Below are 6,000 nucleotides of genomic sequence, written 5' to 3' on the forward strand. Positions count from 1 at the left end.
TATTTACTCTAAAAATACCTGTTTCGTTTAAAACATAGGCAAAGGTAAAGATATTTTTGATGTGGTGGAATAGTTGGCAATATATTTGCTGCTATAATAGTGTATGAACTTGATATGGATGCTGTGTATATACTTTTTAAGGGTATTTATGTGGTACCGTATTTCGCTTACAATTAGTTAGTAATGAAAAAAATCAGATAGATTATGAGCAAGATGAATCCAAACGAGAAAAAAGAAAACGCTTCAAAAAACGAAAACGTGAATAATGAGGAAGCGACAAATTTGCAGGAAGAACAGTCAAATGCGGCAGATGAAACTGCCGGCTCTGACAATGTGTCGGGCGAGGTGGAAGCCTTGCAAAAGAAATATAACGAATTGAACGATTCCCACCTGCGCTTGATGGCGGAGTTTGACAATTACCGTAAACGTACGATGCGTGAGAAGGCCGATTTGATCAAGACTGGCGGCGAGGGTGCGTTAAAGAACCTTCTTCCTATTATCGACGATTTCGAGCGTGCTTTGCAGAACGTCCGCACGGCTGAGGATGTAGAGGCCGTTAAAGAAGGCGTGGACTTGATTTTCGGTAAGTTCATGGGCTATCTGTCTCAGCAAGGCGTAAAGCCGATCGAGGCCATAGGTAAGCCGTTCAACACGGAGGAGTTTGAGGCTATCGCTACGATTCCCGCTCCGGAACCGGACATGAAGGGCAAGGTATTGGATTGCGTACAAACTGGATATACCTTATTTGACAAGGTAATACGTCACGCTAAAGTAGTAGTGGGAGAATAATCGGAAAATCGGCAAATAACAAATACAAGGATGGCTAAAAGGGATTACTATGAAGTGCTGGGCGTTGAGAAGAATGCTTCGGCGGATGAGATAAAGAAAGCGTACCGTAAGAAGGCGATACAATTCCACCCGGATAAGAACCCGGGCGATAAGCAAGCGGAGGAGAACTTTAAGGAGGCGGCTGAGGCATACGACGTGTTGAGCGATCCGCAAAAGCGTCAGCGTTATGACCAATTCGGCCATGCGGGTGTCGGCGGGGCTTCACAAGGTGGCGGCTTCGGTGGTGGTATGTCCATGGAGGATATCTTCTCCCAGTTCGGTGACATCTTTGGTGGACATTTTGGCGGTTTTGGTGGCTTCGGTGGTTTCGGCGGTTCTCGTGGAGGACGCCGTGTGAACCGTGGATCGGACTTGCGTGTGAAGGTGAAGCTGAACCTGAAAGAGATCGCTAACGGCGTGGAAAAGAAGATCAAGGTGAAGAAGTATGTGCCTTGTTCGCATTGTCACGGTAGCGGGGCGGAAGGCTCGGAGGGTGTGAAGACGTGTGATACGTGTAAAGGTAGCGGTGTCGTTACCCGTATCGCCAACACGATCCTTGGGCAGATGCAGACGCAGACGACTTGTCCTACTTGTGGTGGCGAGGGCAAGATCGTTGTCAAGAAATGTACGGAGTGTAACGGTGAGGGCGTCGTTCGCGACGATGAGATTATCACGATCAATATCCCTGCCGGTGTAGCCGAGGGCATGCAGCTCTCCATGAATGGTAAAGGCAACGCCGCACGACATGGTGGAATCAACGGCGACTTATTGATCCTTATCGAGGAGGAACCGCATCCGGAGTTGATTCGTGATGAGAACGATCTGTTATACAACCTGCTATTGAGTGTTCCGCAAGCAGCCTTGGGAGCCACGGTAGAGGTCCCGACCATCGACGGAAAGGCGAAATTGAAGATCGAGCCGGGTACACAGCCGGGTAAGGTGCTTCGTTTGCGTAATAAAGGACTTCCTTCCATCAATAGTTATGGTACGGGCGATTTGTTGGTGAACGTGAGTGTATATATCCCCGAGACTTTGTCGTCTACGGAGAAAGAGACGCTGAACGGATTGGAGAATTCACCGAACTTCCAGCCTAATAAGACGATGAAAGAGAAAATCTTCAGTAAGTTTAAGCACTTCTTTGATTAACAAATAGAAAAGACTATTGTGTTCGTGTGAGAACACTATAGTATTCGTGGATAAATACAGTAGTGTTTGGAAATGAATACTATAGTGTTTATCGCCGGAATACGGTAGTCTTTTTTCATAAGTCATAAAATGAGTATCCTATGAGAATATATACCCGTGGAGGAGATAAAGGAAAAACCGGCATACATGGCGGTGAGCGTGTCGATAAGGATGACATCCGTATCGAGGCGAATGGGACGTTGGATGAGTTGAACGCCGAGATCGGCATTGTCCGTACGTTGCTGTCTCCCGATCATGAATGGCAGGTGTTGCTGGGTAGGATACAGCGTGAGATGATGGCCGTGATGTCTCATGTGGCGACACCATCGGCGATCCGTGATCAGAATCCGAATCCGCTTCCCGATGATTTGACCGTCTTTTGTGAGTCCCATATCGATGATCTATCCGCCCAGATGGAGGATAACGGGTATTTTATCCTTCCGGGAGGCACACCTGTTTCGGCGCACCTTCAATTGGCCCGTACGATCACCCGCAGGGCCGAACGCCGCTTGTGGACATTGAATCGGAAAGACCCGGTTCCTGCCGGGATCATGGCGTTCGTGAATCGTTTATCGGATCTGTTCTTTACGATGGCACGTTATGACATGTTTCGTCAAGGGAACGCCGAGGAACGTTGGCAATCCTTCCTGTATAAGCGGAAAAATAAATCCTAGAGGGCGATATCTTGCCATTTGCCTTTCACGAGCTCACGGGTGGACTTGAAGCCAGCTTGCTTCAGCAACTTGAAAGCCTCCTTGCGACCGTCGTTCACCAAATCCGGATAATGGCAATCGGAGTTCACCATGACAGGGATATTCATTTCCCGCATCCGTGATAGGTATTCCACACGGGGGTAAAGCTCTTTTTTCTTGGTCCAGTTCTTGGTGTTGACCTCTACCATCAATCCTTTCTCCTGAACCAGATCCAGACAAGCCTCAAAAGGCTTCCGATACCAATCCTCCTCAAAATTGAAGATCTCGTACTTCTGTCCGTTCATATAGATCTTATCCATATGCCCGACGATATCGATGCCTCCGGCCTCTATCATTTTCATCGTGGTATCGAAGAAACGCTTGACAAGCAACCGGACATCTCCCTCGAAATGCCGCTCCACGGAGTGGGCGTATTCCCTGAATGAGCCGTCTATACAGACCATGTTCTCTTCGACCAGACGCTCTGATACGGGCAGGAAATGGATGGAACCGATCCGGTAGTCCAAAGGCAACTCTTGGAAATAGGGGATCGAGGCGTTATAGGTCTCGTCCAGATAATCAATCTCCAGACCGGCATATATTTCTAGTTGATCGCTGTATTTCTGTTTCAGTCGGTTTATCTCTTGCAGATACTCCGGCATATCGTCTTTAGACATATTCCAGAAGGTCTCGAACGGAAGCGGCGAGTGGGAGGAAAAACCGTACGCACGGAACCCGTGTGTTATGGCGAATCTCACGAAATCCTCCGGAATACTTCTTCCATCACAAAAAGTACAATGACTATGGTAGTTACTGAGTTGCATGATTGTTCTTAGTGATTAAAAAGCCACATCCAGATCATCTTGCCCGGATGTGGCCTTGTATGATGAATGAGAGAGGTGTTATTTGATAACGCCTAGCTCTTTTCCTACCTTGATAAACGCGGCGATAGCCTTGTCCAAATGCTCAGTCTCGTGGCCGGCGGACAATTGTACACGGATACGAGCTTGTCCCTTCGGTACTACCGGGTAATAAAAACCGGTTACGTAAATACCCTCTTCCTGCATCTTGGCGGCGAAATCTTGAGACAACTTAGCGTCGTACAACATAACAGCGCAGATAGCGGATTGAGTCGGCTTGATATCGAAACCGGCTGCCAGCATCTTGTCGCGGAAGTAACTTACGTTGTTCATTAATTTCGTATGTAAAGCGTCGCTCTCCTTCAACATCTTGAACATCTCCAAGCTTGCGCCTACGATGGCCGGAGCCACGGAGTTAGAGAACAAGTAGGGGCGAGAACGCTGACGTAACATATCGATAATCTCCTTCTTTCCGGTCGTGAAGCCACCCATGGCACCACCGAACGCCTTACCCAGCGTACCCGTGAAGATATCTACACGTCCGTAAACATCAAACTGCTCGGCTACGCCATGACCCGTCGGGCCTACGACACCGGCAGAGTGAGACTCGTCCACCATAACCAATGCGTCATATTTCTCGGCAAGCTCGCAAATCTTGTCCATCGGAGCGACATTGCCGTCCATGGAGAACACGCCGTCCGTGGCGATGATACGGTGACGTTGGGCCTGCGCCTCTTGTAGGCAACGCTCCAAGTCCGCCATATCGGCGTTAGCGTAGCGATAACGTTTAGCCTTGCATAAACGAACACCGTCGATGATAGAGGCGTGGTTCAAGGCATCTGAGATGATAGCGTCTTCCTCGCCGAACAACGGCTCGAACAAACCACCGTTAGCGTCGAAACATGCGGCGTAAAGGATCGTGTCCTCAGTCTTGAAATAGTCGGAGATGGCTGCTTCCAATTGCTTGTGCAAATCCTGCGTTCCACAGATGAAACGAACGGACGACATGCCATAACCGTGTGTATCCATGGCTTCTTTCGCGGCCTTGATCAGTCGTTGGTTATCGGACAGGCCAAGATAGTTGTTGGCGCAGAAGTTCAAAACATCACTTCCGGCATTTACTTTGATGTCGGCTCTCTGTGGCGTAGTAATGATACGCTCGTTCTTGTATAAACCAGCGGCTTTGATGCCTTCAAGTTCATTTGTCAAGAATTCTTTAAGTTTTCCGTACATAAAAACTTCGTTTTTTATTAGTATTTAGATGTGAGTAGTAGCTTCGTTGTCAAAGCGACAGACAAAGGTCTGTTTTTTTTTTGAATTTTAATACTAAAAAAGAGAAGAAATTCATGTCTAAACTGTTTTATTCTCTATACCTTTGCCGACGGAAAAAAACTTAAATCTCATTAAACGCGATGAAGAATGTATTAGTAATTGGTTCTACCGGTCAGATCGGATCAGAGTTAACCATGAAATTAAGAAGTATCTACGGTGGGAACATAGTAGCGGGTTATATCCCGGGTGCGGAACCTAAAGGCGAGTTGTTAGAATCGGGACCTTCCGCTATCGTGGATATCACGAACGAGCAGCAGATCGCTGAGACGGTATCAAAATATAATATTGATACGATCTACAACTTGGCGGCTCTTTTGTCGGCTGTAGCAGAGGCTAAACCTCAGTTGGCGTGGAAGATCGGAATGGGGGGCTTGTTCAATGTGCTTGAGGTGGCCCGTGAGATGCACTGCGCCGTATTTACGCCGAGCTCTATTGGCGTTTTCGGTAACAATACCCCGAAAGACAAGACTCCTCAAGATACGATCCGTAATCCTCGTACGATGTACGGCGTGACGAAGGTATCCGGCGAGTTGTTAAGCGATTATTATAATATCCGTTTCGGCGTGGACACACGTTCGGTTCGTTTCCCCGGATTGATCTCTTACGTGACACCTCCGGGTGGCGGTACGACGGATTACGCTGTCGATATTTATTATTCGGCCGCTAAGGGCGAGAAGTTCGTTTGCCCGATCGCAGCCGGTACCTTCATGGACATGATGTACATGCCGGACGGCTTGCGTGCCGCCATCGAGATCATGGAGGCGGATTCTACGAAGTTCGTTCACCGTAACTCTTTCAATATCGCCTCGATGAGTTTCGATCCGGAGATCATCTTTAATAATATCAAGAAATATATGCCTGAATTCCAGATGGAGTATGAGGTAGATCCTTTGCGTCAGGCTATCGCCGAGTCGTGGCCGAACTCCTTGGATGATACTTGCGCCCGCCAAGAGTGGGGCTGGAAGCCGGAGTATGATTTGGATGCCATGACAAAAGACATGTTAGCTAAATTGAAAGAACGTTTCAATAAATAAGAGTGATGTTGTAGCCATGATTGTTTGTGGATAGAGGGGCCGGGGTATCATCAGGGGGGATGATCCCCG

At 48.0% G+C, this 6,000-nt stretch carries 6 protein-coding genes; 4 read left to right on the forward strand and 2 right to left on the reverse strand.

Annotation, left to right across the window (positions count from 1 at the left end):
• Positions 1-204 precede the first annotated feature (204 nt).
• The 3 genes from QVP94_RS05105 to QVP94_RS05115 all read left to right on the forward strand — a co-directional run bounded on the left by QVP94_RS05105 (position 205) and on the right by QVP94_RS05115 (position 2,687).
• Entirely contained in the window at positions 205-789 is a 585-nt protein-coding gene (locus QVP94_RS05105) for a nucleotide exchange factor GrpE (RefSeq protein ID WP_005862085.1), read from the forward strand.
• A 30-nt stretch (positions 790-819) separates the two neighbouring features.
• On the forward strand, positions 820-1,974 hold the full coding sequence (gene dnaJ, locus QVP94_RS05110; RefSeq protein ID WP_005856657.1) for a molecular chaperone DnaJ: 1,155 nt from the start codon (positions 820-822) through the stop codon (positions 1,972-1,974).
• A 140-nt stretch (positions 1,975-2,114) separates the two neighbouring features.
• A complete protein-coding gene (locus tag QVP94_RS05115; protein WP_022192115.1) occupies positions 2,115-2,687 on the forward strand; it encodes a cob(I)yrinic acid a,c-diamide adenosyltransferase in 573 nt (190 codons plus the stop codon).
• Here QVP94_RS05115 and QVP94_RS05120 read toward each other — a convergent pair.
• Together QVP94_RS05120 and kbl are read right to left on the reverse strand one after the other, a co-directional pair.
• Positions 2,684-3,529 carry a histidinol-phosphatase gene (locus QVP94_RS05120; RefSeq protein WP_005862089.1) on the reverse strand — a complete coding sequence of 282 codons (846 nt, stop codon included), beginning with the start codon at positions 3,527-3,529 and terminating at the stop codon, positions 2,684-2,686. The two genes, QVP94_RS05115 and QVP94_RS05120, sit on opposite strands and share 4 nt — an antisense overlap.
• Positions 3,530-3,607: 78 nt before the next feature.
• Positions 3,608-4,798 carry a glycine C-acetyltransferase gene (gene kbl / locus QVP94_RS05125; RefSeq protein WP_005856664.1) on the reverse strand — a complete coding sequence of 397 codons (1,191 nt, stop codon included), beginning with the start codon at positions 4,796-4,798 and terminating at the stop codon, positions 3,608-3,610.
• A 179-nt stretch (positions 4,799-4,977) separates the two neighbouring features.
• Here kbl and QVP94_RS05130 point away from each other — a divergent pair, with 179 nt between their 5' ends.
• Positions 4,978-5,931 carry an NAD-dependent epimerase/dehydratase family protein gene (locus QVP94_RS05130; RefSeq protein WP_005856666.1) on the forward strand — a complete coding sequence of 318 codons (954 nt, stop codon included), beginning with the start codon at positions 4,978-4,980 and terminating at the stop codon, positions 5,929-5,931.
• Positions 5,932-6,000 lie beyond the last annotated feature (69 nt).

Origin of the sequence: Parabacteroides sp. CAG:2, from assembly GCF_000436315.1 — a bacterium.
Taxonomy (GTDB): Bacteria; Bacteroidota; Bacteroidia; order Bacteroidales; family Tannerellaceae; genus Parabacteroides; species Parabacteroides distasonis.

Excerpts from the sequence above, each read along its gene's own strand:
- QVP94_RS05105 (WP_005862085.1), top strand. The coding sequence starts at position 205 with ATGAGCAAGATGAATCCAAACGAGAAAAAAGAAAACGCTTCAAAAAAC.
- dnaJ (WP_005856657.1), top strand. The coding sequence starts at position 820 with ATGGCTAAAAGGGATTACTATGAAGTGCTGGGCGTTGAGAAGAATGCT.
- QVP94_RS05115 (WP_022192115.1), top strand. The coding sequence starts at position 2,115 with ATGAGAATATATACCCGTGGAGGAGATAAAGGAAAAACCGGCATACAT.
- QVP94_RS05120 (WP_005862089.1), bottom strand. The coding sequence starts at position 3,529 with ATGCAACTCAGTAACTACCATAGTCATTGTACTTTTTGTGATGGAAGA.
- kbl (WP_005856664.1), bottom strand. The coding sequence starts at position 4,798 with ATGTACGGAAAACTTAAAGAATTCTTGACAAATGAACTTGAAGGCATC.
- QVP94_RS05130 (WP_005856666.1), top strand. The coding sequence starts at position 4,978 with ATGAAGAATGTATTAGTAATTGGTTCTACCGGTCAGATCGGATCAGAG.